A 22,933-nucleotide genomic window follows, 5' to 3' on the forward strand; every position below is an offset into this window, starting at 1 on the left:
TGATTGGAATGACGGTGTTGCTTCAGTCAGACGCCCAGCGTTACTTCGACGAGGTGCCGCTCTGCATCGAGCGACGGTACTTTGAGCCGGATAACCTGATTCACGTGCGCGCCGGCTGGTAGCCGCTCTATCTCGCCGTCAGGACGTACACCCTTCATCGCCCAGATTGCGCCCTGCTCTGCGACGAGATGACGGGCCAGTGTAACGAAATCTGAGAGATCTGCGAACGCGCGCGACACGATTACACCGAATTTAGCCGGCACCTCGACCCCGGGCTTCAATGTTTCGACCCGTCCGGTCACGACCGACAGATTCGCGAGACCCAACTCGGCCTTGGCCTGGGACTGAAAGGCCGTCTTCTTATGAACGATGTCGTTCAGCGTGACGGTCCAGTCCGGCAGCACGATGGCGAGAACGATACCAGGCAATCCACCACCCGAGCCCACATCGAGCACCGACGAACGACCACGCCCGGCAAGGTGCGGCACGATCGAGAGGGAATCGAGAATGTGCTGGATCAGCATCTGCCGGGGATCACGGATCGCCGTCAGGTTGTACACCGCGTTCCATTTGGCGAGCAACGCGACATAGTCGAGCAGCTTTTCTTGCTGCTCGATGGCCAGATCGAGGTCGAGTTCGCGTGCGCCCTCAGCCAGCAGTGCGGCCAAAGACTCACGGGTGTCATTCCCGCCGAAGCTTCTTTGCCTTGCGGTCATTGGGCCACCGGCGTGCTGTCGGTGCCCTTGTCGGCCGGTTTCGTCGAGCGGCGCCCCAGGCCGCGTTTCAAATGAACCATCAGCAATGAAATAGCGGCCGGCGTGATGCCGGAAATACGCGACGCCTGCCCTATCGTCTCCGGCCGGAACTGCGTCAGCTTCTGACGCGCTTCAAACGACAGGCCGCGCACTTCGGCATAGTCCAGACCTTCCGGCAGGCGTGTATTTTCGTGCGCTTCGTTGCGCTCGATTTCGCCCGCTTGACGTTCGATGTAGCCCTGATATTTGACGCCAATCTCGATCTGTTCCTTGATCTGCGCCAAGAGAACATCGTCGTCGGCCAAGGCTTCGGTGGGCCCACAGTTCCCCTCGAGCAAACCGCAGACGCCGTCATACGTCACGCCAGGGCGCCGTAGCAGGTCGGCGAGGCTGTATTCGTGATCGATTGGCTTGCCGAGCAGCACTGTCGCTTCATCGGCCGATAAAGTCTTAGGATTGACCCACGTCGTGCGAAGGCGCACTGTTTCACGTGAAACAGCATCGCGCTTGCGACTGAATGCATCCCAGCGGGCGTCGTCCACCACCCCAAGTTCACGACCGATCTCTGTCAAACGCATATCAGCGTTGTCTTCACGGAGACTCAATCGATATTCGGCCCGGCTGGTGAACATCCGGTACGGCTCTGACACGCCGCGCGTCACCAGATCATCGACCAGCACGCCGAGATAAGCCTGATCCCGGCGTGGACACCAGGCGTCCTTGCCTTGCACCTGCAAACCCGCGTTGATACCCGCGAGCAACCCTTGGGCGGCCGCTTCCTCGTAGCCCGTCGTGCCATTGATCTGGCCGGCGAAGAACAAACCGTCGATTACCTTGGTTTCCAACGAAGCCTTTAGCCCGCGAGGATCGAAGTAGTCGTATTCAATCGCATATCCGGGGCGCAGGATATGCGCGTGCTCCAGCCCGCGCATCGAGCGCACGAGTTCCAGTTGCACATCAAACGGTAGGCTCGTCGAGATGCCGTTCGGATAAAACTCGTTGGTCGTCAGCCCTTCCGGCTCCAGGAAGATCTGGTGCGACTCCTTCGAGGCGAACCGATGAATCTTGTCCTCGATCGACGGGCAATACCGGGGCCCTACCCCTTCGATCACGCCCGTGTACATTGGCGACCGATCGAGACCGCCGCGAATGATGTCATGCGTGCGCTCGTTCGTGTGCGTCACCCAGCACGGCACCTGTCGCGGGTGTTGCTCGACGCGGCCGAGAAAGGAAAACACCGGCACCGGATCCAGATCGCCGGGTTGCTCTTCAAGCTTCGAGAAATCGATCGTACGGCCATCAATCCGCGGCGGCGTACCCGTTTTGAGCCGCCCCTGCGGCAGCTTCAACTCCTTCAGCCGTGCGGACAACGACACAGCAGCAGGATCACCTGCTCGCCCGCCGGTATAGTTGTTGAGACCGACGTGAATCTTGCCGTCCAGAAACGTCCCGGCAGTAAGCACCACAGCGCGAGAGCGGAAACGAATCCCGACCTGCGTCACTGCTCCCACCACGCGATCGCCTTCCACCATCAGATCATCGACCGCCTGCTGGAACAGCCACAGGTTCGGCTGATTCTCCAGACGATGTCGGATAGCCTGCTTGTAAAGCAGACGATCGGCCTGTGCACGCGTTGCGCGAACCGCCGGCCCCTTCGACGAATTGAGAATGCGGAACTGAATGCCGCCCTCGTCGGTTGCAGCAGCCATTGCGCCGCCCAGCGCATCGACTTCCTTGACCAGATGGCCCTTGCCAATGCCGCCGATCGACGGATTGCAACTCATCTGACCGAGGGTCTCGATGTTGTGCGTCAGCAGGAGCGTTTTTGCGCCCATGCGTGCGGAAGCCAGTGCGGCTTCGGTGCCGGCATGACCGCCGCCGACAACAATTACGTCAAACTCTGTGGGATAAAGCATCGCGGATCTCACGCCGAGTGCGCCGCGTGAGCCTTTCTGAGGAAAATGTATGGGCGAATTATAACGGGTTCGCTTTTGGCCCGAATTTCGTCCGTTCGGCCAACAACAAAAAAGCGGTGTGTTTCACGTGAAACACACCGCTTTAACGAGACCGACAGAAGCGCTTCGAGAGACCTACGCGACCTTTTTCGCCAATCCCAGATACGTCTCGATGACCCGCGGATTCTGCGCAAGATCCGCGGCGGCGCCCTCGAGCGCAAGTTCGCCGGTCTCCAGCACGTATCCGTAGTCAGATATCTGCAGCGCCGCACGCGCGTTCTGTTCGATCAGCAAGGTGGCGACGCCCGTTTGCCGGAGCGCGCTGATGATATGAAAGATCTCCTTCACGATCAGCGGCGCAAGCCCGAGACTCGGCTCATCCAGCATCAACAGATCCGGCTTGCCCATCAGCGCCCGGCCCACCGCCAGCATCTGCCGCTCCCCACCCGACAACGTGCCAGCGGCCTGTTTCCGCCGCTCATTCAACCGGGGAAACAGTGTGAACACCGACTCAAGCTGATCCAGGTAGTTGCGCTCGCCCGCGCGCTTGCGGCGATACGCGCCAAGCACCAGATTGTCCTCGACGGTCATCGTCGAAAACAGCTCGCGCTTTTCCGGCACAAGGCACATTCCACGCGCAACTCGTTTTTCGACCGGCACAGCACTAACGTCTTCACCTCGGTAGACGATCGCGCCCTTCGCGTGTCCGATCACCGGCAGCGCCCCCATGATCGCGTTGAGCAGCGTGGACTTGCCCGCGCCGTTCGGTCCGATCACCGAAACGATCTGTCCGGGCCGCACCTTGATGCCAGCACCGTGCAATGCCTCAACCTTTCCGTAACGAACAGACAACCCCGTAACGTCAAGAATCGGCGTGGCGGAATCCGCCGTTGTACCCTGCGTCATCATTCCACCCCGCCAAGATAGGCTTCCAGCACTGCAGGATCCTTCTGCACATCCTGCGGCAGACCTTCCGCGATCCGTGTCCCAAACTCCATCACCACCAGCCGATCGGTCAGGTTCATCACAAAATCCATGTCGTGTTCGACCAGCAGCACGCTCATCCCCTCTTCTTTCAGCTTCCGCAACAGGACGGCCAGTTGTTGCTTTTCCTGATATCGGAGTCCTGCCGCTGGCTCGTCGAGCAGAAGCAGCGTCGGATCGCAGCACAGCGCTCGGGCGATTTCCAGAATCCGCTGCTTCCCGAGCGCAAGACTCCCGGCTTCGTCATACATATGCTGCTCGAGGCCCACGCGACGGATCTGTCTCGCCGCTTCCGCCATCAGTCGTGCCTCCTCCGCTCCGTTGAGCCTTGCGACGCTGCGCCAGACGCCTGCGTGGCCACGCAGATGTGCGCCGATCGCAACGTTCTCGAGCACGGTCATACCGGGAAGAAGCTTGACGTGCTGGAACGTGCGCCCGATGCCGCGCCTCACGATGTCACGTGACGTCAGCGAATCGATCCGTTCTCCGCGGAAGCTGATTTCTCCACCGGTCGACTGCAAGACGCCTGTGACGAGGTTGAACGTTGTCGACTTGCCCGCGCCGTTAGGGCCGATCAGTCCGATGATCTGACCAGCCTTCACCTCGAAGCTGACGTCATTCACTGCGACAAGCCCGCCGAACTGCTTGCGCGCCTTGTTGACCGTCAAAAGCGTCTCTCCCGCTGCCGGCTTGCTGCGCTGCGGCAATGGCTCGGCATCGTCCGGCACATGTGCGCGCGGGCCGCGTGGAAAGAACCGTGCGACAAACGGCCAGACGCCCTGCCGCGCGTACTGCAGCAGTAGCACCATCAGAATGCCGAAGACGATCACTTCGAAATTGCCATTCTCGCCGAGCAGCTTCGGCAACAGCGTTTGCAGATAGTCCTGCAGCACGGTCAGAATCGTCGCGCCGAGCACCGCACCCCAAACGTGAGACACCCCGCCAACCACCGCCATGAACAGGAACTCGATGCCGTGATTCAGGCCGAATGGCGTCGGGTTCACGGCTCGCTGCAGATGGGCGTACAGAAAGCCGGAAATCGCCGCGAGAACCGCCGCGTAGACAAAGATCACCACGCGCATCCACGCGGTGTTGACGCCCATCGCCTCAGCCATCGAGCCGCCCCCGCGCAGCGCCCGAATCGCGCGCCCCGGCCGGCTATTAAGCAGATTCTGAACAGAGATCACCGCGCCGAGCACGACAATCCAGATCAGGTAATAAATATGCCGGCCCGATTCCAGATTGATGCCAAATACGTTTAGCACCGGGATACCGTTGATGCCATCGTACTTGCCGAGCATGTCGAGATTGCCGAACAGGAAGAACAGCGCGAGCCCCCACGCGATTGTTCCGAGCGGCAGGAAGTGTCCCGACAACCGCATCGTCACTGCCCCGAGCACGAGCGCAATCAAGCCCGTCAGCACGACACCCGCGATCAGCGCGAGCCATGGCGAGACGCCGAACTGCGTCGTCAGATACGCCGTCGTATAGGCGCCGACACCGACGAACGCCGCCTGCCCAAAGCTCGTCATCCCGCCGATGCCGGTCAGGAGCACGAGTCCGATGGCAACGATGGAATACAGTCCGATGTAGTTGAGCAGCGTGACCCAGTACTCCGGTACGCGAATCGGCTGCGGCATGACAGGCAGCGCAAACAGCACCACGAGGAACAGCCAGAAGAATCTGTTTTGCATGATCCGTTTCATCGTGTCACTCCTCCTCCTCTTCCGCGTGCGGACTCGCCAGGCTGCGCCACAGCAACACCGGGATGATCAACGTGAACACGATCACTTCCTTATACGCACTCGCCCAGAACGAGGAATACGACTCCAGCAGGCCGACGAGAATCGAGCCGGCCGCCGCCAGCGGATAGCTGACGAGACCTCCGATAATCGCGCCGACGAAGCCCTTAAGGCCGATCAGGAAACCTGAGTCGTAGTAGATAGTGGTGAGCGGCGCGACGAGGATGCCGCACAGCACGCCAAGACCTGCTGCAAGCGTGAACGCAAGCCGCCCGGCCTGCGTCGTGCCGATGCCGACGAGACGCGCGCCGAGCCGGTTCACCGAAGTCGCACGCAAGGCCTTGCCGGAGATCGAACGGTCGAAATACAGGTAGAGCGCCGCGATCAGCACGATCGCCGTGCCGACCACCCACAGGCTCTGGCCCGAAACCGCCAGGCTGCCGATATTGAAGCTGGCGTCGGAGAACGCCGTAGTGCGTGAACCTTCCGCGCCGAACATCACGAGCCCGAGGCCCACCATCGCGAAGTGCACGGCGACCGCGACGATCAGCAACAACAGCGTCGTCGCTTCGGCGATCGGTTCATACACGAGCCGGTACACGAATGGCCCCATCGGAATCACGATCAGGAGCGTGAGCGCGATCTGCACGATCATGGGCAGCGGCTGCATGAATACGCCGCGCGTGATCGCACACACCGCAATGGGAAACAGAAGGTACTTGCCCGCCAGCGTGACAAGCGTGCGCGGCGCATGACGACGCCGCTCCGGATGCCGCACCAGCCCTGCCGTCTCGACGACAAAGCATGCCGCGCCCATCGCCATCAGCAACCAGCAGGTCGCCGGAAATTTCTGCGACTGCAGTGCGGCGAGCGTCAGTGCGCCGTATGAAACGAACTCACCCTGCGGGATGAAGATCACCCGCGTCACGGAAAACACCAGCACCAGCGCAAGCGCGAGCAACGCGTAGATTGCGCCGGTCGTGATCCCGTCCTGAGCGAGGATCGCCGCTATTGATAGATCCATACTTCCCCTGGAACGTCGTAATCGAAACCGGAAAACGGCCTTGTCTTCGGAGTGAGTGGTTCACCCCTGCCCTGAAACGCGACCGCCGCGCCCGAGTAAGGCGCGGCGGTCGTTGCTATTGTCATCGAACAGAATGTCGAAGCGGCGTCGCCACCGCTGCGTGCGCGAGAGGCGCGTGCTTTTTTAGTCGTTCTGAAGCTTCCACCTGCCGTCGACGATCTCGACCATCACGCGAGCGCGATCATCGAGGCCGTTGTGATCGGTCGTCGTGGTGTTCATGATGCCGTGCGCAACCGGCAGGTCTTTCAGGTTTTCCAGCGAAGCACGCAGCGCTTCACGGAACGCCTCGGTGCCGGGCTGCCCTTTCTTCAGCGCCTCGGGAATCGCCCGCTGCAGCATCTGGCCGGCGTCCCATGCGTGCCCGCCGAACGTCGACAGCGTGCCTGCTCCGTAGGCCTTCTCGTAGGCGCTCTTGTACGCTTCCGACGACTTCTTCACCGGGTTCGAATCCGGCAGTTGCTCGGTCACGAGGATCGGGCCAACCGGCAGCAGTTCGCCTTCGCAATCCTTGCCGCACACGCGCAGGAAGTCATTGTTCGCCACGCCGTGCGTCTGGTAGATCTTGCCCTTGTAGCCGCGCTCCTTCAGCGTCTTCGCAGGCAAGGCAGCCGGCGTGCCTGAGCCGGCGATCAGCACTGCGTCCGGGTTCGAGGCGACGATCTTCAGCACCTGGCCTGTCACCGATGCATCCGTGCGGTTGTAGCGCTCATTCGACACCAGCTTCAGATGGTGCGCATTCGCGGCCGCATTGAACACGGTGTACCAGTTCTCGCCATACGCGTCCGAAAAGCCGATGAAGCCGACCGTCTTGACGCCATGCTTCTCCATGTACGCGGCGATCGCGTTGGCCATCAGGCTGTCGTTCTGCGGCGTCTTGAATGCCCAGGCGCGTTTGGCGTCCATCGGCGAGATGATCGCCGCCGAGGCCGCCATCGAGATCATCGGAGTCTTCCCTTGCGAAGCAGCGTCGAGCATCGCGAGCGAATTCGGCGTCACGGTCGAGCCGATGATTGCGTCGACGTGATCCTCATCGATCAGCTTGCGTGTGTTCTGCACGGCATGGCTGGTATCGGACGCATCGTCCAGCACGATGTACTCCACGCTCTTGCCGCCGATCTCCTTCGGCAGCAACGCGATCGTGTTCTTCTCGGGAATCCCGAGCGATGCCGCCGGCCCCGTCGCCGACAATGTCACACCGATCTTCACCTGCGCGCTCGCCGCGGTCGCACCGCACAGCAGCGCCGCTGCGAGGCCTGCGCGCACCCATTTCCTTGTCGTTTTCATTGCCTGTCTCCAAACGCTTTGTCGCGTATCGTGTGATCCGGCTCGCGGGCCGGGCTTCTGAATCTAGTTTTCGGCTTTCGGCATGCCTAGCATGGTTTTCCCTGCTCGACGAAAATCGCCTCGGCACTTGTGTACGACTCCCCTGCTGCTCGCGCCACGCTCATGGCGCAAGTGCATTTCACGCAGCCAGAAAAAAAGGCACGTCCAACTGCACGTGCCTTTCTTCTGCTGTTCACATCGCTATCTCGCCTTCGCTTAATCAGTGGCCAGCTTCCACTTGCCGTCGACGACCTCGACCATCACGCGCGCCCGTTGATCGAGGCCCGAATGGTCGTTTGCGCTCATGTTGAAGATGCCGTGTGAAGCGGGCATGTCCCTCGTGTCTTCGAGCGCTGCGCGCAACGCTTCACGGAACGCCGGCGTGCCTGGCTGGCCTTTCTTAAGTGCAATCGGGATCGCGCGCTGCAAAAGCAGGCCTGCGTCCCATGCGTGACCGCCGAAGGTCGATACCGAGCCCGCCCCATACACGGCCTCATACGCGCGCTTGTAGGACAGCGCGGGTTTCTTTACGGAGTTCGAATCAGGCAGCTGGTCGGCAACCAGCAGCGGGCCGGCAGGCAGATAGGTGCCCTCGCAATCCTTGCCGCACACGCGCAGGAAGTCGTTATTCGCGACGCCGTGTGTCTGGTAGTACTTGCCCTTGTAACCCCGTTCTTTTAGCGTCTTCTGCGGCAATGCGGCCGGCGTGCCGGCGCCGGCGATCAGCACGGCATCCGGGTTCTGAGACATCATCTTGAGCACCTGCCCCGTCACCGACGCGTCGTTGCGCGCAAAGCGCTCGCTCGCGACGATCTTGATTTTCGCGAGATCCGCAGCCTTGCTGAACTCCTTGAACCAGCTCTCGCCGTACGCGTCCGAGAAGCCGATGAAGGCCACCGTCTTCACGCCGTGATTCGACATGTGCTGCGCGATCGCCGTGGCCATCAGGATGTCGTTCTGCGGCGTTTTCAAGACCCATGCGCGCTTTGCATCCATCGGTTCGACGATCGACGCAGCCGCGGCCATCGAAATCATCGGCGTGGACGTTTCGGAGGCGACATCGATCATGGCGAGCGAGTTCGGCACCACTGTCGAGCCGACCATCGCGTCGACGTGGTCTTCGCTTGTGAGCTTGCGGGCGTTCTTGACGGCCTGGGTGGAATCGGTGGCATCGTCGAGTACGATGTAGTCGATTTTCTGCCCGGCGACTTCCTTCGGCAGCAACGCGATCGTGTTCTTCTCCGGAATACCGAGCGAGGCCGCCGGACCGGTTGCCGACACGGTAACGCCGATTTTCACATCTGCCCATGCATGGCTGCTCCATGCCGCCGTGACGCCAACCGCGACGCTCGCCGCGCTAATCCACCGCATTGCCGACTTCATTCCGCTCCTCTGTCGCCCCGTGTTATCCGCGCTCATTTGCGTGGCTTATTTGCGTGACTTAAATTCGTCGATTAAAACGCCGACCACGCGGTCGGCGAATGGCGAGTTTAGCGGACGCGAGCCACGCGCGGCAAGCGTTTTGCAAGCATCTGCGAGGCCGAAATCCGGCCGCAAAAGCGCAATGAAAAGGTGTGGGAATTAACTTGAGAAAAGCGAAAAAATGGATCAGGAATTGCGAAGGCACAAATAAAAAGCGCTGTTGGATATCAATCCAACAGCGCTTTCGTCTTGGGCACTTTGTGCCTCATGTCTCCTCGTTCTCCACCTGCAAATTTCGTGTTGCCGGTGCTTCAGAACTGCGTGAAGATTAAACAACCCTGATTCACCAGACAACTAGCATTTACCCTAGTGGTGCAGCGCAGCACCAAATTGGGGCGCAATTATGCGTCTAAAAGCGAGTCTGCCAACTGTCATGAAGCGCGACTACAGATTCAATTAATCTGGATATCGAATCAATTTACAACGTCACGCCCGCAGCGGCCGGACACGCGCAATGATCTCCCCGACGATACCGCGCCGGAACGCCAGCACGCACGCAATGAAAATCAACCCGGTAACGATCGTCGCCGACTCGCCAAGCGAGTTGAACCAGTCCACCCCCGTCAGCGACGCCAGCGACGCACCGATATCGCCGAGCCGATCTTCGAGCGCCACGATCAGCGCCGCACCCAGCAGCGGCCCGAACAGCGTGCCCATCCCGCCCACGAGCGTCATCAGAACCACCAGCCCCGACATCGTCCAGTACGCGTCCCCGAGTGTCTCGAAGCCAAGCACCAGCACCTTCATCGAACCCGCGAGACCCGCAAGCCCCGCGGACAGAATGAAGGCGAGCAGCTTGAAGCGATCGGTGTCGTAGCCAAGCGAGATCGCGCGCGGCTCGTTCTCCTTGATCGCGATCAGCACCTGGCCAAACGGCGAATGCACGATCCGCACGATCAGCAGGAATGCCAGCACCATCACGACCAGCACGACGTAGTACAGCGTCAGATCCGGAACGAGGCTGAGCGCGCCGAACAGCTTGCCGCGCGGCACGCCTTGCAGGCCGTCTTCGCCATGCGTGAACGGCGCCTGCAGAAACACGAAGTACACCAGCTGCGCGAGCGCCAGCGTCACCATGGCGAAGTAGATGCCCTGCCGCCGGATCGCGAACAGTCCGACGACAAGCCCCAGCATCGTCGCCGCAGCGGTTCCTGCGAGCACGCCCAGTTCCGGTGACAAGCCGAGTGTCTGGATTGCATAGCCGGTGGTGTACCCGGCGCTCGCGAGAAACATCGCGTGACCGAACGACAGCAGTCCCGTGTAGCCGATCAACAGATTGAATGCTGCCGCGAAGAGTGCAAAGCACAGCACCTTCATCACGAACACCGGATAGGCGCCGACGAACGGCGCGACGATGAGCGCGATCAGCAGCAGACCGTAAAGCGCTTTTCTCTGCATCATTTTTCCTTGCCGAAGAGGCCCGCCGGACGCACCAGCAGGACGAGCGCCATGATCACGAAGACGACGGTCGCCGACGCTTCCGGATAGAACACGCGCGTGAGCCCTTCGATCACACCGAGCATAAGGCCGGTGAGGATCGAACCCATGATCGAGCCCATCCCGCCGATCACGACGACGGCGAACACGGTAATGATCATCGGCTGGCCCATCAACGGCGACACCTGGATCACCGGTGCGGCGAGCACGCCCGCAAACGCCGCGAGTGCGACGCCGAAGCCGTAGGTGAGCGTCACCATCACCGGCACGTTGACGCCGAATGCCTCGACCAGCTTCGGGTTTTCCGTGCCTGCACGCAGATAGGCGCCAAGCCGCGTCTTTTCGATGACAAACCACGTCGCGAAACAGACGAGCAGCGACGCCAGCACAACCCACGCCCGATAGTTAGGCAGAAACATGAAGCCGAGGTTGGTCGCGCCCGACAACGCCGATGGCACGTCATACGGTTGTCCGGACGAACCATAGATCGAGCGGAACACGCCTTCGACGACGAGCGTCAGACCGAACGTGAGCAACAGCCCATAGAGGTGATCGAGCCGGTACAGCCAGCGCAGCATCGTCCGCTCGACGAAGACACCGAACAGCCCGACGACGAGCGGTGCGAGCACCAGCATCACCCAGTAAGGCATGCCGAAATACGACAGGCCCATCCACGTGAGCATCGCGCCGAGCATGAACAACGCTCCGTGGGCAAAGTTGATCACGTTGAGCAGGCCGAAGATCACCGCAAGGCCGAGGCTCAGAATCGCGTAGAACGAGCCGTTCACGAGCCCGAGCAGCAACTGGCTCAGCATCGCCGGCAGGGGAATGCCAAAGATATCCATTAAACCCGTCGTCCAGTTGAGATCGTTAGACGCGCGAACCGGTCGGCGCGCGCGGGCCGTCGGGCGTCAGCATGCATCCCGCTTGCGCGGGACACTCGCGACGGTTCCGTCAGCCGCGCCCGCGACACGGCGGGCGTCAGCCGACGCTTACTTCCACAACGCGCAGCGCGACTCCGCCTTGGTGCCGAACGCCTGCTCGCCGGGGATGGTCGCGGTGATCTTGTAGTAGTCCCACGGCTCCTTCGATTCCGCCGGCGTCTTCACCTGCATCAGGTACATGTCGTGGATCATGCTGCCATCCTGACGGATATAGCCCTTCGCATAGAAGTCGTCGATCTTCTGCTTCTTCAGTTGGGCCATCACCTTGTCGGGATCCGTCGAGCCAACCGTCTGCACCGCCTTCAGGTAAGTCGTCGTCGCGGAATAGTCGGCGGCCTGCAGGCTGGATGGCATCTTCTTCATCTTGTCGAAGTACCGCTCCGCCCACTTGCGCGTGTTGGCGTCCTTGTTCCAGTACCAGCTGTCGGTCAGCACGAGGCCTTGTGTCGTCTCGAGACCCAGGCTGTGGATGTCGTCGATAAACACGAGCAAGGCTGCGATCTTCATCGACTTCGTCACGCCGAACTCCTTCGCAGCCTTGATCGAATTGATCGTGTCCCCTCCGGCATTCGCAAGGCCGAGCACCTGCGCCTTCGATCCCTGCGCCTGCAACAGGAACGACGAGAAGTCCGAGGCCGACAGCGGATGCCGCACCGCGCCGAGCACCTGGCCGCCACTCACCTTCACCACATCCGACGTGTTCTTTTCGAGCGCCTTGCCGAACGCGTAGTCAGCCGTCAAGAAGTACCACGTCTTGCCGCCCTGCTTGGTCACCGCGGAACCCGTGCCCTTGGCAAGCGCCATCGTGTCGTAGGCGTAGTGAACCGTGTACGGCGTGCACTGCTCGTTGGTCAGGGTATCAGCGCCCGCGCCGATGTTGATGTACGGAATCTTCTTTTCGCCGGCGACCTGGCTGGTCGAAAGCGCCGTCGCCGAATTCGTGCCGCCGATGATCGCGTTGACGCCATCGCGATCGATCCATTCACGTGCACGCGATGCCGCGATGTCCGCCTTGTTCTGGTGATCGGCATACACGACGGTGATCGGCTTGCCGTTCACCTTGCCGCCGAAGTCGGCGACTGCCATGCGGATCGCTTCGAGCCCGCCCGGGCCGTCGATGTCCGCATAGAGGCCCGACATGTCTGTGATGAAACCGATCTTCACGGCATCGTCGGCTGCCCACGCGTTGCCCATCGTCAGTGCGGCGCCTGCGGCTGCCGCGAAGCAGAACGACGAAAGTCGCGCGAGTGTCTTCATTTTCATTCCCGTCTCCTTGGTTCCCTACATTGTTATCAGAGGCAATGCGGCGTTCGGTTTAGACGCCCAGCAGATCGTGCAGAACCGGCATCTTGCTTTCCAGTTCCCCTGCGCCGAAATGCTCGACGATACGGCCGTGTTCCATCACGTAAAAACGGTCAGCGAGCGGCGCCGCAAACCGGAAATTCTGTTCGACCATCACGATCGTGTAGCCGCGCGACTTCAGCGTCATGATCATGCGTGCGAGTGCCTGCACGATGACGGGTGCGAGGCCTTCGGAGATCTCATCGAGCAGCAGCAGGTTCGCACCCGTGCGCAGAATGCGCGCGACCGCCAGCATCTGCTGCTCGCCACCCGAAAGACGCGTGCCCTGACTTGCACGTCGCTCCTTCAGGTTCGGAAACATCGAATAGATTTCTTCGAGCGACATCGTGTGCGCAGCGTCGCCGACAGGCGGCGGCAACAGCAGGTTTTCCTCGCACGACAGGCTCGAAAAGATGCCGCGCTCTTCAGGGCAATAGCCGATGCCGCAGTGGGCTATCTTGTGCGTGGGCATCGCGATCGTTTCACGGCCGGCGATCTGGATCGAGCCGGTGCGGCGACCGGTCAGGCCCATGATTGCACGCATCGTCGTCGTGCGGCCCGCGCCGTTGCGACCCAGCAGTGTGACGACTTCCCCCGGGTTCACCGTCAGGTCGACGCCATGCAGAATGTGGGATTCGCCATACCACGCTTGCAGACCGGCAATCTCCAGCGCGGGCACGACGCCCGCCGCGTCGCTCACTTCGGCGCTCTCGCGCTCCGCAATCGTATTCATGCGTGCGCTCCGGCAAGGGTGGCGTCGGCACTGCCCATATAGGCCTGCATCACGAGCGGATTCTTCGACACGTCGGCATAGCTGCCTTCGGCGAGTACTTCACCGCGTTGCAGGACCGTAATGGTGTCGGAAATGCCGGCGATGACATTCATGTTGTGTTCGACCATCAGGATCGTGCGGCCGGCCGATACTTTCTTGATGAGCGCGGTGACCCGATCGACATCCTCGTGACCCATGCCCTGGGTCGGTTCGTCGAGCAGCATCAGTTCGGGCTCCATCGCGAGCGTCGTGGCGATTTCGAGCGCGCGCTTGCGGCCGTATGACAGCTCGACGGTCGGTGTATCGGCGAAATCCGTCAGGCCGACCTGGGTGAGCAGGTCCATCGCGCGGTCGTCGAGTTGCCGCAGCGTGCGCTCGCTCTTCCAGAAGTGAAACGCGGTGCCGAGCGAGCGTTGCAGCCCGATGCGCACGTTCTGCAATGCTGTCAGATGCGGAAATACGGCGGAAATCTGAAACGACCGGATGATGCCGCGCCGCGCGATCTGCGCCGGACGCTCACCTGTGATATCGACGCCGTTGAATACGATCTGTCCCGCTGTCGGTTCGAGAAACTTTGTCAGCAGGTTGAAGCAGGTTGTCTTGCCCGCGCCATTCGGGCCGATCAACGCATGGATGGAACCACGGCATACGCGCAGGTTCACACCGCTCACAGCGGTAAACCCCTTGAATTCCCTGGTCAGCCCGCGCGTTTCGAGAATCGTGTCGCCGAGAATCATGTTCCCTTCCATACGGAGTAAGGCGAACCACTACGATCTTCCGCGCATGAGGCTGCGCGACGTTTTATGACGACACCCCCGTGTCGCTCGTTGCGTGGTGCACCAATCCGGACGGTAATCCATCCCGCACCACGCAGCACGGATGCCATTGTCTCGCCAATGATGCAGCGCATTCATTGGGATTTGCACTTAGTGTTTTATGCGCACCCGTCACAGGAATTACGCATGACCATTGCGTGTCATGCAATTGACACCGACGGCGGACGGTGCGTCTCCGTTTCGAGACCGGCAAGACGCGCGCGACGATCCGCGCGGATCATGTCGCTTGCGCGCTCGGCGATCATGAGGGTCGGCGAGTTCGTATTGCCCGACGTGATGTTGGGCATGACTGATGCGTCGACGACACGCAATCCATCGACACCGATCACGCGCAGCCTGCTATCAACTACCGCCCCGGGGTCGTCGACGCTGCCCATGCGGCAGGTGCCCACCGGATGAAAGATCGTCGTGCCCACATTGCCTGCCGCCTGCTGCAGTTCTTCTTCCGTCTGGAACTGGATACCGGGCAGGATTTCTTCTGGCCGATAACGGGCAAGCGCGGGCGCCGCGGCGATGCGTCGTGTAAGCCGCAACGCGTTGACGGCAACGTGACGGTCGTAGTCGGTCGAGAGGTAGTTCGGAGCGATCAACGGGGGCGCATTCGGATCGCGCGATTCGATGTGGATGCTGCCGCGCGAAGTCGGACGAAGATGACACACCGATGCGGTGAACGCATTGAAGCGATGCAACGGCTCGCCGAAACGATCGAGCGACAGCGGCTGCACGTGATACTCGAGATCGGGGCGCGTGAGCGAAGGGTCCCCGGTATCGGACTTCGCGAACGCGCCCAGTTGCGAAGGCGCCATCGACATCGGTCCGCTCTGCGTCAGCAGGTACTGCAGGCCGATCATTAGTTTGCCCCACCAGTGCGCAGACGCCGTGTTGAGCGTACGCACGCCGTCGACCTTGTACGCCATACGCAGCTGAAGATGATCCTGCAGATTTTCGCCGACGCCACGCAGATCGTGCACGACGTCCACGCCAAGATTCTGCAGACGCGCGCCGTTACCGATGCCGGACAGTTCGAGCAGTTGTGGCGAGTTGACGGCGCCCGCACTCAGCACGACTTCGCAGCGCGCTTTCGCGAAGTAGTCGGTGCCGCCGCCGCGGTACTCGACGCCGATACAGCGACGGTTTTCGAAGACGAGTCTCTCTGTCACCGCGCCGGTGATGACCGTGAGATTCGGACGTTGTTGTGCGGGACGCAGAAAGGCCTTCGAGGCATTCCAGCGGATGCCGCGCTTCTGGTTGACATCGAAGTAGCCGACGCCGGTGTTGTCGCCGCGGTTGAAGTCATCGGTGGCGGGGATGCCGGTTTGCTGCGCGGCCTGCGCGAAGCTCTCGAGGATCTTCCACTTCAGGCGCTGTTTCTCTACGCGCCAGGGACCGCCTGCGCCATGCGATTCGCTGGCGCCGCCGTGATAGTCCTCGCTGCGTTTGAAGATGGGAAGGACGGAGTCCCATGCCCACGATGGGTCGTCAACCAGGCGCGCCCATTCGTCGTAGTCTTCGCGCTGACCGCGCATGTAGATCATGCCGTTGATCGATGAACTACCGCCCAGCACGCGTCCGCGTGGGTATGACAATGCGCGGCCGTTCAGCCCCGGTTCTTCGCGGGTTTTGTAGAGCCAGTCCGTGCGCGGGTTGCCTATGCAGTAGAGGTAGCCTACCGGGACGTGGATCCAGTGGTAGTCGTCCTTGCCGCCGGCTTCCAGAAGCAGCACGGTTACCTTCGGGTCTTCCGTCAGGCGGTTGGCGAGCACGCAGCCTGCTGTGCCTGCACCTATTACGATGTAGTCGTATTCGCCTTCCAGCGTGCGGTTTTTGCCCGCTTCCTGCTTTGTCGTACTCACCCTCTGTCTCCTTGACGGGCCGCCGTTCGCGGCATTCGTGTTCGGGTTTTTTTCTGGTTTGCTTTTTTTGTTGGCCTTTCCTTGAATTGTTAGTGGTCTATTAGCGTTGCCCCTGTGCGGGGCGGCACCTACTTTTCTTTGTCCTTGCCAAAGAAAAGTAGGCAAAAGAAAGGCGCCGAAAACGTATCTCTTCCCGATGTGTGACTAACCGGGGATGGCACCCCATGAAGTGTCGTCCTCGCACAGATACGACATTGGTCCGACGCCAGACGATCCCTCGCACAGCACACTCAGTGACAAGGCACTCATCCATTCGACTCCGCGCTACGCGCGTCGCCGGGCGGTATAACACCTTCTGCATGCTCCGTTGCTATACATCCCACCGTACGTGACTCACAATCACACCACCCCGCGCCAGGCACTGTCATCGTCGCCCTGCGCACAACACGTCCGCCCTCGCCATCCCCCGAAAAACCCGTCCCCGACGCACGCAGTGCGGAGTCCGATGGATGAGTGCCTTGTCACAAAGTGTGCTGTGCGAGGGATGGTCTGGCGTCGGACCAATGCCGTATCTGTGCGAGGACGACACTTCATGGGGTGCCATCCCCGGTTAGTCACACATCGGGAAGAGATACGTTTTCGGCGCCTTTCTTTTGCCTACTTTTCTTTGGCAAGGACAAAGAAAAGTAGGTGCCGCCCCGCACAGGGGCAACGCTAATAGACCACTAACATTTCAAGGAAAGGCCAACAAACAACAACGAAACCTTTACTTAGCCACCGGCATGGTGAACTCAGCCCCCTTGGCAATACTATCCGGCCACCGTTGCATGATGCTCTTGTACCTCGTATAGAACCTCACACCCTCTTCGCCGTACGCATGATGATCCCCAAACAGCGACCGCTTCCACCCACCAAAGGAATGCCAGGCCATCGGCACAGGAATCGGCACATTGATCCCCACCATCCCGATCTGGATCTGCCGCGAGAACGCACGGGCCACACCTCCATCGGAGGTAAACAGCGACACCCCATTGGCAAACTCATTCGAATTGACGAGTTCAACAGCAGAAGCAAAATCCGGCACCCGGACAACACACAACACAGGCCCAAAAATCTCTTCACGATAGATCGTCATATCAGTCTGCACGTCATCGAACAGCGTTCCGCCAAGGAAGAATCCCTGCTCGTGACCGTCAACCTGATGCCCTCGTCCGTCAACCACCAGCTTCGCACCCGCAGCCACACCCGCGTCGATGTAGCCTGCCACCTTCGCGCGATGCGCAGCGGTGACCAGCGGCCCCATCTCCGCCTCGCGATCCATCCCATTGCGGATCTTCAAGGTCTTCACCCGCGGCGTGAGACGTTCGATCAACTCGTCGGCGATATGTCCCACCGCAACAGCCACCGAGATCGCCATGCAGCGCTCGCCGGCGGACCCATAAGCCGCGCCGATCAGCGCATCGACGGCCTGATCGAGATCGGCGTCCGGCATCACGACCAGGTGATTCTTTGCGCCGCCCAGCGCCTGCACACGCTTGCCGCGCTTCGTGCCTTCCGTGTAGATGTATTCGGCAATCGGTGTCGAGCCGACAAACGACAACGCGCTCACGTCCGGATGCGCAAGCAGCGCATCGACCGCCACCTTGTCGCCGTGCACGACATTGAACACGCCATCGGGTAGCCCCGCTTCCTTCAGCAATTCGGCAAGCCGGATCGATGCGGACGGGTCACGCTCCGACGGCTTCAGCACAAATGTATTCCCGCACGCGATCGCGACCGGGAACATCCAGCACGGCACCATCATCGGAAAATTGAACGGAGTGATACCCACGACCACACCCAGCGGCTGACGGAGATTCCAGTTGTCGATGCCCCCACCGATCTGGTCGGTGAAATCAGTCTTCAACAGGTTCGGAATGCCGCACGCGAATTCGACGATCTCGATGCCGCGCATCACCTCACCCATCGCATCGGAAAACACCTTGCCATGCTCGCGCGTGATCAGCTCGGCAAGTTCGTCATGGTGACGGTCGAGCAGTTCCTTGAACTTGAACAGCACACGGGCCCGCTTGATCGGCGCGGTTTCGCTCCAGGCCGGGAACGCGGCGTTCGCGGCAGCGACGGCTGAATCGACTTCAGCGACGCTCGCAAGCGGCACGCGCGCGCTCACGCTTCCGAGCGCGGGATTGAACACGTCGGCGAAGCGGTCGCTCGTGCCTCCGATGGCGTGGCCGTTGATGACGTGCGTCAGCGCGCGCACGCGCGCCTGGTTTTGATCTGTCTCGCTCATGGTGTCCTCTTCGATGAATAACATGGTTCGCGGCCGTCTCTCGCGACTTGCCCCAAGCGTAAGCGCGCAGGAGCCACGAAATCCAATGAGAAATGCTCAATTGCGGTATAAGGCGCGCTAATATCAGGATATGGACCTGACTCTGCTCCGGGCATTCGCCACCGTCGCGCGCGAGGGCAATCTCACGCGCGCGGCAGTGCAGCTGCATCTGACCCAACCCGCCGTCAGCCTGCAGATCAAGCATCTGCAGGAAACGCTGGGCGTGACCCTGTTCACGCGAACGTCGCACGGACTGACGCTCACCCGTGACGGTCAGGCGCTGCTGCCGCACGCCGAACGCGCGCTCGCCGCCGCCAGCGACGTGCAGCGGGCCGCCGCCACGCTGCGTCACGAAGTGCGCGGCCGGCTGCGAATCGGAACGATCCTCGACCCGGAATTTCTGCGTCTTGGCGGTTTCCTGAAACCGCTCGTCGAAACCTGGCCGCATATCGAAACCGCGTTGCGGCACGGCATGTCCGGCTGGGTGCTCGACCAGATCCGCGCACGCGAACTCGACGTCGGCTATTACATCGGCCGGCCGGCCGAAGACGACAGCCGCGGCGACCTGGCGTTTCACGCGGTCACGCTCACCCATTTCCAGTATCGGGTGCTTGCGCCGGCCGGCTGGAAAGATCGCGTCAAAGGCGCGCGCGACTGGCGCGCCCTCGCCGCGCTGCCATGGATCTGGACGCCGCCCGCCTCCGCGCATAACCGCCTGTTGTCGCATCTGTTCGACGAAGCCGGCGTGAAACCGGTGAAGGTGGCCGAAGTCGACCAGGAACCGTCGATGCTCGATCTCGTCAAATCGGGCGTCGGCCTGACGCTGGCCCGCGACGCGACCGCCATCGCCGAGGCTCACGCCCATGCGCTGACGATCATCGAAGGCATCACGGTGCCGACCGAACTCACCTTCATCACCCTCGCCGGCCGCAAGGACGAACCGGCAATCGCCGCCGCGCTGAAGCTGATCGAGCAGCAATGGACGCTGTGAACGCGATCGGCGACGATATGAGCCGCGCTCATGACAGCAGCCGCGCGTCTGTTCGATGACGTAACGACACCGTCACGCGCTTTTTGCTAGATTGGTGTTTTGCGCATCGCAGCCTTCGCTGCCTTTCAAGCGGTTTTCGTTGGTCCATTCCGGCTCGCTTCCATGCTGCATCTGAAGCTGCCGCCGTCCTATCCTTCGACTGGAGCCTTACATGGCACGCAACATCGAGATCAAAGCCCGCGCCCGGCAGTTCGACCAACTCCGCGAACGCGCCGCCCAGCTTGCGCCGGAAGCGCCGCTGATCTTTCGCCAGCAGGATTTCTTCTACGACGTGCCGCGCGGCCGCCTGAAACTGCGCCAGTTCGACGACGGCACACCAGCCGAGTTGATCTTCTATCAGCGCGACGACCGGGATGGCCCGAAAGCGTCGTACTACACGCGCAGTCCGGTCACCAACGCCGATGCGATGCACTCACTGCTCGCCACCGCCCTCACAACACGCGGCATCGTCACGAAGGAGCGCCACGTCTATATCACCGGACGCACGCGGATTCATCTCGATCGGGTCGACGGTCTGGGAGATTTCGTCGAACTCGAAGTCCTGCTCGCGCCGGATGACGACGAAGAAGGCGGCGAAGCCGAAGCGCACGCGGTGTTTGCGAAGCTGGGCGTGCCTGAGTCGGATCTCGTCGCAGTCGCCTATGTCGACCTGCTCAACCCCAATAGCGAACCGCTGAAGGTGGCCTGAGCCAGCCGGTGCCGTCACGCCCCGCCGTACTTCACGCGGCGGGAGCGCCCGGCGAAAGATGGCCGAGCGGCAGCGGCCCGTTGCGTTTGAAGGTCGTCAGCACGATGTTCGAGCGCACGCTGTCGACACCCGGCACGCGCATCAGCTTCTTCATCACGAACGACGACAGCGCGTTCAGATCCGGCGCCACGATACGCAGCAGGTAGTCAGCGTCGCCTACCACCGCATGGCACTCCAGCACCTCGGGCAACACGTCAAGCTGCTGCTGGAACTGCTCGATGATCGAGTCGCCATGATGCTTGAGCTTTAAACTGGTGAACGCAGTCACGCCCAGCCCGAGCTTTTCGGGCCGCAATACAACCCGGTAACCATCGATCACACCCGCCGCCTCCAGCCGCTGGAGCCGCCGGCCGATCTGCGAAGGCGACAGCGGTACCTGCTCGCCGAGCTGTTGATGTGTGGCGCGTCCGAAGCGCTGCAGCACTTCCAGCAGCGCCAGATCGAAGTGATCGAGTTCCAGCATGATGATTCTCCGCACCAATTCCTATATGGATGCATGATTATTGCATAAATCATGTATATCAAGCCAGTATTGCGCCCTTTCCGCACCTTACACGCTCTACACTGACAGGCATTGGAACCCTGCTGCAAAGCGCAAGATCATGTCGACCGCAAACACCGCGAAACTAAAGGAACAGTTCGAAGCCGGCCTCGAAACCCGCGCCGATTTCACCATCGACCAGCCAATGCATCGCTACGGCGCCGTCGATCACGCGGTGTGGAGCCAGCTTTATACGCGGCAAGCCGCCCTCCTCAAGGGCCGCGTCTGCGATGAATTTCTGGCGGGTCTCGAACGGCTGAATCTGTCGGCCGAACGCGTGCCGTCGTTCGACGCGATCAACGCCAGGCTCACACCTTCCACCGGCTGGCGGATCGTCGCGGTGCCTGGGCTCGTGCCGGATTGCGTGTTTTTCGAGCATCTCGCGAATCGCCGTTTTCCGGTGACGTGGTGGATGCGCCGACCCGACCAGCTCGACTATCTTCAGGAGCCGGACTGTTTCCACGACCTCTTCGGCCATGTTCCGCTCCTGATCAATCCTGTCTTCGCCGATTACGTGCACGCGTATGGCCGCGCTGCACTCGCCGCCAGCGACGCCGGCGCGCTGCCGCTGCTCGCCCGCCTGTACTGGTACACGGTCGAATTCGGCCTGATTCGCGATGCGGCGAGCCCGAACGGCGTGAAGATCTACGGTGCGGGCATCGTGTCGAGCAAGGGTGAGACGCTGTACAGCCAGCAGAGCGACGCGCCGAACCGGCTCGGCTTCGACCTGGAACGCGTGATGCAAACGCGCTACCGGATCGACACGTTCCAGAAGACCTACTTCGTGATCGACGACCTGGCACAGCTATTCGATGTCGCCCGCACTGACTTCGCGCCGCTGCTCGCGAGGCTCGCCAATGCGCCGGCCTTCACAGCAGGAGAAGTCCACGACGCAGATCGCGTGTTCACGCGCGGCACCCGGGAAGGCTGGGAAGCGGATGGCGACATCTGACATCTGATAGCGCCGGGGCCGGCCTGAAGACGCGAGTGTCAGGTCAGCAGGTCCAAAGCAACGCACGGGTAAACGTGAAAAAATAGCTGCACGAACGCGTTTCGCGCTGAAACCACTGTCTGTATGGCCGGCGTGAGCGCGCGCCCACATGTGCAAAAGAGGTAACCGCGATGATCCACAAACTGACTTCCGAAGAGCGCTCGACGCAAATCGGCCAGCTCAACGGCTGGCAGGCCGCCAGGGGACGCGATGCGATCCAGCGCCAGTACCAGTTCGCCGACTTCAACGAGGCATTCGGTTTCATGACGCGCGTCGCGATCAAGGCGCAGGAAATGGACCACCACCCGGAGTGGTTCAACGTCTACAACAAGGTGGAAATCACGCTGTCGACGCACGAAGCAGACGGCGTCACAGAACGCGATATCAAGCTGGCCCGTTTTATCGACGAAGTGGCGAAATCCATTCAGGGCGCTTAAACCAGGGTCAGGCTCAGGAGGAAAACCGGCTAACGTCTATAATGAAAGCGTTTTGCAGGTATTCAGGCGGGCAAACCTTCACTTCTAAAGGCCATTTTTAAGGCGCACGTAAGAATCCCACGCTTCGCGCGCGGCCGCGTCCAAACCTTCCGGTGACAGCCTGGTCTGACGCTGTACAATCATCTGCGCATACGGCTTGGAGAGCGCGCTTGCCTCCTTGCACAAGCTGAGTTCGTCGCCGCTCGAAGGTGAGCGGCTGCGCCAGAAGTTGATCGCGGCTTCAAGTTCGTTGATCGTAATATCGGACATGACTTTCGTGATCACTCGA

20 protein-coding genes are annotated in these 22,933 nt (G+C 61.1%); 4 read left to right on the forward strand and 16 right to left on the reverse strand.

The window, feature by feature from the left end; all coding sequences use genetic code 11:
- Window positions 1-26 precede the first annotated feature (26 nt).
- The 14 genes from rsmG to B0G77_RS06630 form a co-directional block, all read right to left on the reverse strand.
- Entirely contained in the window at window positions 27-716 is a 690-nt protein-coding gene (gene rsmG / locus B0G77_RS06565; protein ID WP_133661382.1) for a 16S rRNA (guanine(527)-N(7))-methyltransferase RsmG, read from the reverse strand.
- A complete protein-coding gene (mnmG, locus tag B0G77_RS06570; RefSeq protein WP_133661383.1) occupies window positions 713-2,671 on the reverse strand; it encodes a tRNA uridine-5-carboxymethylaminomethyl(34) synthesis enzyme MnmG in 1,959 nt (652 codons plus the stop codon). Before mnmG ends, rsmG begins: the two co-directional genes overlap by 4 nt.
- A 174-nt stretch (window positions 2,672-2,845) precedes the next feature.
- On the reverse strand, window positions 2,846-3,616 hold the full coding sequence (locus B0G77_RS06575; protein WP_133664056.1) for an ABC transporter ATP-binding protein: 771 nt from the start codon (window positions 3,614-3,616) through the stop codon (window positions 2,846-2,848).
- Complete coding sequence (locus B0G77_RS06580; RefSeq protein WP_133661384.1) at window positions 3,616-5,400, reverse strand: branched-chain amino acid ABC transporter ATP-binding protein/permease; 1,785 nt, start codon at window positions 5,398-5,400, stop codon at window positions 3,616-3,618. Before B0G77_RS06580 ends, B0G77_RS06575 begins: the two co-directional genes overlap by 1 nt.
- A 4-nt stretch (window positions 5,401-5,404) precedes the next feature.
- Window positions 5,405-6,460 (reverse strand): branched-chain amino acid ABC transporter permease, encoded by a 1,056-nt coding sequence (locus B0G77_RS06585; RefSeq protein WP_133661385.1) that lies wholly within the window; start codon window positions 6,458-6,460, stop codon window positions 5,405-5,407.
- A 183-nt stretch (window positions 6,461-6,643) separates the two neighbouring features.
- The gene (locus B0G77_RS06590; RefSeq protein WP_133661386.1) at window positions 6,644-7,804 is read right to left on the reverse strand and encodes an ABC transporter substrate-binding protein; all 1,161 of its coding nucleotides are present in this window, start codon (window positions 7,802-7,804) and stop codon (window positions 6,644-6,646) included.
- A gap of 255 nt (window positions 7,805-8,059) precedes the next feature.
- Window positions 8,060-9,226, reverse strand: a complete 1,167-nt coding sequence (locus tag B0G77_RS06595; RefSeq protein ID WP_133661387.1) for an ABC transporter substrate-binding protein — start codon at window positions 9,224-9,226, stop codon at window positions 8,060-8,062.
- Window positions 9,227-9,751: 525 nt separating this feature from the next.
- Window positions 9,752-10,723 carry a branched-chain amino acid ABC transporter permease gene (locus tag B0G77_RS06600; RefSeq protein ID WP_166656220.1) on the reverse strand — a complete coding sequence of 324 codons (972 nt, stop codon included), beginning with the start codon at window positions 10,721-10,723 and terminating at the stop codon, window positions 9,752-9,754.
- Window positions 10,723-11,607 (reverse strand): branched-chain amino acid ABC transporter permease, encoded by an 885-nt coding sequence (locus tag B0G77_RS06605; protein WP_133661389.1) that lies wholly within the window; start codon window positions 11,605-11,607, stop codon window positions 10,723-10,725. Before B0G77_RS06605 ends, B0G77_RS06600 begins: the two co-directional genes overlap by 1 nt.
- A gap of 147 nt (window positions 11,608-11,754) precedes the next feature.
- A complete protein-coding gene (locus B0G77_RS06610; protein WP_133661390.1) occupies window positions 11,755-12,969 on the reverse strand; it encodes an ABC transporter substrate-binding protein in 1,215 nt (404 codons plus the stop codon).
- 52 nt (window positions 12,970-13,021) lie between these two features.
- Entirely contained in the window at window positions 13,022-13,780 is a 759-nt protein-coding gene (locus B0G77_RS06615; RefSeq protein WP_133661391.1) for an ABC transporter ATP-binding protein, read from the reverse strand.
- Window positions 13,777-14,556, reverse strand: coding sequence for an ABC transporter ATP-binding protein (locus B0G77_RS06620; RefSeq protein ID WP_133661392.1), 780 nt, complete (start codon window positions 14,554-14,556; stop codon window positions 13,777-13,779). Before B0G77_RS06620 ends, B0G77_RS06615 begins: the two co-directional genes overlap by 4 nt.
- 239 nt (window positions 14,557-14,795) lie before the next feature.
- Window positions 14,796-16,508 carry a choline dehydrogenase gene (locus B0G77_RS06625; protein ID WP_133661393.1) on the reverse strand — a complete coding sequence of 571 codons (1,713 nt, stop codon included), beginning with the start codon at window positions 16,506-16,508 and terminating at the stop codon, window positions 14,796-14,798.
- Between the two features lie 766 nt (window positions 16,509-17,274).
- Window positions 17,275-18,798, reverse strand: coding sequence for a CoA-acylating methylmalonate-semialdehyde dehydrogenase (locus tag B0G77_RS06630; RefSeq protein WP_133661394.1), 1,524 nt, complete (start codon window positions 18,796-18,798; stop codon window positions 17,275-17,277).
- A gap of 130 nt (window positions 18,799-18,928) precedes the next feature.
- Between B0G77_RS06630 and B0G77_RS06635 the strand changes: the two genes are divergently transcribed.
- Complete coding sequence (locus tag B0G77_RS06635) at window positions 18,929-19,828, forward strand: LysR family transcriptional regulator (protein ID WP_133661395.1); 900 nt, start codon at window positions 18,929-18,931, stop codon at window positions 19,826-19,828.
- 211 nt (window positions 19,829-20,039) lie between these two features.
- The gene (locus B0G77_RS06640; protein WP_133661396.1) at window positions 20,040-20,576 is read left to right on the forward strand and encodes a class IV adenylate cyclase; all 537 of its coding nucleotides are present in this window, start codon (window positions 20,040-20,042) and stop codon (window positions 20,574-20,576) included.
- 31 nt (window positions 20,577-20,607) lie between these two features.
- On the opposite strand, the gene B0G77_RS06645 is transcribed toward B0G77_RS06640, so the two are convergent.
- Complete coding sequence (locus tag B0G77_RS06645) at window positions 20,608-21,099, reverse strand: Lrp/AsnC family transcriptional regulator (RefSeq protein ID WP_133661397.1); 492 nt, start codon at window positions 21,097-21,099, stop codon at window positions 20,608-20,610.
- A gap of 139 nt (window positions 21,100-21,238) precedes the next feature.
- On the opposite strand from B0G77_RS06645, the gene phhA reads away from it, so the two are divergent.
- Together phhA and B0G77_RS06655 are read left to right on the forward strand one after the other, a co-directional pair.
- A complete protein-coding gene (phhA, locus tag B0G77_RS06650; RefSeq protein ID WP_133661398.1) occupies window positions 21,239-22,129 on the forward strand; it encodes a phenylalanine 4-monooxygenase in 891 nt (296 codons plus the stop codon).
- Window positions 22,130-22,248: 119 nt separating this feature from the next.
- Window positions 22,249-22,605, forward strand: a complete 357-nt coding sequence (locus B0G77_RS06655) for a 4a-hydroxytetrahydrobiopterin dehydratase (RefSeq protein ID WP_279571344.1) — start codon at window positions 22,249-22,251, stop codon at window positions 22,603-22,605.
- A gap of 84 nt (window positions 22,606-22,689) precedes the next feature.
- Here the strand turns inward: B0G77_RS06655 and B0G77_RS06660 are convergent, their stop codons facing one another.
- A complete protein-coding gene (locus B0G77_RS06660) occupies window positions 22,690-22,914 on the reverse strand; it encodes a DUF3717 domain-containing protein (protein WP_133661400.1) in 225 nt (74 codons plus the stop codon).
- Window positions 22,915-22,933: the final 19 nt, after the last annotated feature.

The sequence above is a fragment of the Paraburkholderia sp. BL10I2N1 genome (assembly GCF_004361815.1).
In the GTDB taxonomy this organism is placed as follows: domain Bacteria; phylum Pseudomonadota; class Gammaproteobacteria; order Burkholderiales; family Burkholderiaceae; genus Paraburkholderia.

Coding starts and splice junctions, on each gene's coding strand:
- rsmG (WP_133661382.1), bottom strand. CDS start 716: ATGACCGCAAGGCAAAGAAGCTTCGGCGGGAATGACACCCGTGAGTCT.
- mnmG (WP_133661383.1), bottom strand. CDS start 2,671: ATGCTTTATCCCACAGAGTTTGACGTAATTGTTGTCGGCGGCGGTCAT.
- B0G77_RS06575 (WP_133664056.1), bottom strand. CDS start 3,616: ATGACGCAGGGTACAACGGCGGATTCCGCCACGCCGATTCTTGACGTT.
- B0G77_RS06580 (WP_133661384.1), bottom strand. CDS start 5,400: ATGAAACGGATCATGCAAAACAGATTCTTCTGGCTGTTCCTCGTGGTG.
- B0G77_RS06585 (WP_133661385.1), bottom strand. CDS start 6,460: ATGGATCTATCAATAGCGGCGATCCTCGCTCAGGACGGGATCACGACC.
- B0G77_RS06590 (WP_133661386.1), bottom strand. CDS start 7,804: ATGAAAACGACAAGGAAATGGGTGCGCGCAGGCCTCGCAGCGGCGCTG.
- B0G77_RS06595 (WP_133661387.1), bottom strand. CDS start 9,226: ATGAAGTCGGCAATGCGGTGGATTAGCGCGGCGAGCGTCGCGGTTGGC.
- B0G77_RS06600 (WP_166656220.1), bottom strand. CDS start 10,723: ATGCAGAGAAAAGCGCTTTACGGTCTGCTGCTGATCGCGCTCATCGTC.
- B0G77_RS06605 (WP_133661389.1), bottom strand. CDS start 11,607: ATGGATATCTTTGGCATTCCCCTGCCGGCGATGCTGAGCCAGTTGCTG.
- B0G77_RS06610 (WP_133661390.1), bottom strand. CDS start 12,969: ATGAAAATGAAGACACTCGCGCGACTTTCGTCGTTCTGCTTCGCGGCA.
- B0G77_RS06615 (WP_133661391.1), bottom strand. CDS start 13,780: ATGAATACGATTGCGGAGCGCGAGAGCGCCGAAGTGAGCGACGCGGCG.
- B0G77_RS06620 (WP_133661392.1), bottom strand. CDS start 14,556: ATGATTCTCGGCGACACGATTCTCGAAACGCGCGGGCTGACCAGGGAA.
- B0G77_RS06630 (WP_133661394.1), bottom strand. CDS start 18,798: ATGAGCGAGACAGATCAAAACCAGGCGCGCGTGCGCGCGCTGACGCAC.
- B0G77_RS06635 (WP_133661395.1), top strand. CDS start 18,929: ATGGACCTGACTCTGCTCCGGGCATTCGCCACCGTCGCGCGCGAGGGC.
- B0G77_RS06640 (WP_133661396.1), top strand. CDS start 20,040: ATGGCACGCAACATCGAGATCAAAGCCCGCGCCCGGCAGTTCGACCAA.
- B0G77_RS06645 (WP_133661397.1), bottom strand. CDS start 21,099: ATGCTGGAACTCGATCACTTCGATCTGGCGCTGCTGGAAGTGCTGCAG.
- phhA (WP_133661398.1), top strand. CDS start 21,239: ATGTCGACCGCAAACACCGCGAAACTAAAGGAACAGTTCGAAGCCGGC.
- B0G77_RS06660 (WP_133661400.1), bottom strand. CDS start 22,914: ATGTCCGATATTACGATCAACGAACTTGAAGCCGCGATCAACTTCTGG.